The following is a 2,919-nucleotide window of genomic DNA, read 5'->3' as shown; positions in this document are numbered from 1 at the left end:
GCTGCTGGAATTCTTTTGCAATATACATTTTGGCAGTTTTTGACCCCTATTTCTTCAAGCTTTGTGAGAAATCCGGGGTAAATGTTCGCCTCGCTGATGTGCTTCATAAAAAGCTAAAACTTCCTTGAGGATAATCTGCATCGACCAGCCATCAAAGAGGATATGATGATGGCTCCAAATAAATTGGTAAGTATAGTCCCCTAGCCAGATGACAGTGAAGCGCATCAGGGGAGCAACATCTAGTTCAAATCCTTTTTGGCGATCGCTTGACAAAAAATCTTCTAGTTGCTGTTGTTGTTCATCCGGCGTGAAATTCCGCCAGTCCAATTTCTCCCAAGGGAGATCCACTTGCTTACTCACCATTTGCAAGGGCTTTTCTATCTCCTCCCAATAAAAGGAACTGCGTAAAACTGGATGTCGCGCCACAACCTGTTCCCAAGCTTGCTGGAAAGCAGTAAAATTCAATTCCCCAGAGAGGATGCAAAGCAACTGCTCAAAATAAACTTCTGATTCTGGCGCATAAAGGGTATGAAACAACATCCCCTGCTGCATGGGCGAAAGTTCGTAAATATCTTCGATATTGTTCATGGGAATAGGGAATAGGGAATGGGGAGAAATAATCAATGAAAAATGACGAATGACAAATGACTACTTTGTTTTATTCTTATTGACTTTAGCTAAGAATTTATCAAGCTGTTTTTGATTGAGTTTAGCAGCCGAAAAGTCCGAGGGTGTATAGCCTTTAGCTTCTTTCGACTGACAGTGAGTAATTAGAGTTTTTAATGCTGCAATAAATCCAAAAGCTAAACGTTCAATGGTGGCTTGTTGATGAATTTGATCGCTATAAGCCCAAGTCATCTCCAATTTGCCGGCGCGAATGAATCCGCTTATTCCTAACAGATGGCTGCGCTTATTAATTGCACTTTGTTGAGCTTTCATTTCTTTAGCTAAACCTAACGTCTCGGAAGCTTTAAGCACCCGATCAAATTGCCCAAGGTAGTTAAAACTAACTTGTGCTTGAGGTAGCGCTTGTAATTTCAAATTATCCCGCAGCAAATAACGCAACACGCCATAACCAATACCTCGGTTGGGGATGCGCCGCAGTTGTTCTTTGACTAACTTTAAAGCCTCTCCGGGATGATCAATTTCTGCTAGCTGTAACCGAACCGGGAATAAAGTGGTAAACCAGCCAACAGTACGCGATAAATCCACATCTTCAAATAAATCTTCCCTTCCATGACCTTCCAAGTCAACCAGTAGTGAATTTTCTCCCGTCCATTGGGCAAAGCTTTGCACTAAGGCTGTCAGCAACACATCATTAATTTGAGTGTTGTAGGCAGAGGGGACATCCTGCAAAAGGGCGCGAGTTTGTTCTTCAGTTAAAGAAAGGGATACAGAAGCGGCGGAAGCGATTGTGTTGTCGTCAGATGCAGGATAGTCTTCTGGTAGTGGAGTAATTTCAAGATTAGACTCACCTAGCCAGTAATCTAACTCAGCAGCGATCGCATCTGATTGGGCGTATTTTACCAAGCGATCGCTCCAATATTGAAACGAAGTTGTCTTTGCTGGTAATTTAATCGCTTCACCACGGGTGATTTGTTGGTAAGCTGTAGCCAAATCTTCTAGTAAAATCCGCCACGAAATTCCATCTACTGCTAAATGATGGATGATGAATAGTAACCAATCAGGTCGATTGTTACCTAATTGAAATAACGTTACTTGTGCGATTGCGCCAATAGATAGATTCAAACTAGCTTGGAGTTCCGCATCCGCCGCTTTCATTGCTGTTTGTTGTTCTTCTGGCGATAGGTGCGATAAATTAATAACACTAAATGGCACAGGTTCTTGGGTAGGGACGTTAAACTGCTGCCAGTTTTCCCCTACTTGCACAAACTGCGATCGCAAAGCATCGTGATGCACTAATAATTGTTGCACAACTTGCTGCAATAGCTCTGGTTGCAAGTCTGGCGGCACTTCTAGCAGGGCTGACTGGTTAAAGTAATCAGGTTTGGGCAAATTCTGCTCAAAAAACCACTTTTGGATAGGTGTCAGTGCCACAGAACCATTCACTAACCCTTGTTCGGCTATAACTTGGCGAGTCATGCCTGCCACAGCAGCTAACTCAGCAATGGTTTGGTATTTAAATAGTTGTTTGGGGGCAATTTGGATACCCGCTTGATTGGCTCTTGAAATTACCTGAATGCTGAGGATAGAGTCGCCGCCCAGTTCAAAGAAGTTATCGTGGATGCCGACTTGTTTTAATCTTAAAATTTCTGACCAAATTGCCGCTAATCTCTCTTCTGTAGGCGTTTGAGGCGCAACAAAGCTATCTTCTGCGCTCCGAGAAAAGTCGGGGACTGGGAGAGCGCGGTAATCTACCTTCTGGTTCGGAGTCATCGGTAGGGCTTTCAGCAGCACAAAAGCCGAGGGCACCATATAATTCGGCAATTTCTGCTTGAGGAAATGGCGCAATTCATCGGCGTTTGGTTGCTTTTCGTGCGGAACAACATAAGCCACAAGGCGCTTTTGTCCGGGAATGTCTTCACGAGCAACGACCACAGCTTGAAACACATGTGGGTGTCGTCTCAGCACCGTTTCGATTTCTCCCAACTCAATGCGGAAGCCCCGAATTTTCACCTGATCGTCAGCTCGACCGAGATATTCTAGGTTGCCATCTGCACGAAATCGTGCTAAGTCCCCTGTTTTGTAGAGGCGATCAAAATCTGAGAATTGGTTTTCTTTCGCTTCCCTGCTTCTTTGCAAGCAATTGGGGATAAATTTTTCCTCGGTTAACTCTGGACGTTGCCAATATCCTCTAGACATCTCCGAAAACAGTTAAAGCCTTTGTGTGGCTAGGCTGTAGCCCGTAAATGCAATCATCTTAAATTAGTTACTCTGTACGATAAAATAAGACTTTGA

Annotated in this window: 1 protein-coding gene and 1 pseudogene; both read right to left on the bottom strand. The window is 43.9% G+C overall.

The genetic code is table 11. The features are described from left to right. Positions 1–54: 54 nt before the first annotated feature. Positions 55–588, bottom strand: coding sequence for a condensation domain-containing protein (locus CDG77_RS34420; protein ID WP_223270156.1), 534 nt, complete (start codon positions 586–588; stop codon positions 55–57). A 60-nt stretch (positions 589–648) separates the two neighbouring features. After that, a pseudogene (locus CDG77_RS34415) lies at positions 649–2,823 on the bottom strand (condensation domain-containing protein); the annotation flags it as partial. Between the last annotated feature and the right edge of the window lie 96 nt (positions 2,824–2,919).

This window comes from Nostoc sp. 'Peltigera membranacea cyanobiont' 213, assembly GCF_002245975.1.
Lineage (GTDB): Bacteria > Cyanobacteriota > Cyanobacteriia > Cyanobacteriales > Nostocaceae > Nostoc.
The sequence above is the reverse complement of the archived record's forward strand: the minus strand, read 5'-3'. Positions and strand labels throughout refer to the sequence as shown.

Excerpts from the sequence above, each read along its gene's own strand:
- CDG77_RS34420 (WP_223270156.1), bottom strand. The coding sequence starts at position 588 with ATGAACAATATCGAAGATATTTACGAACTTTCGCCCATGCAGCAGGGG.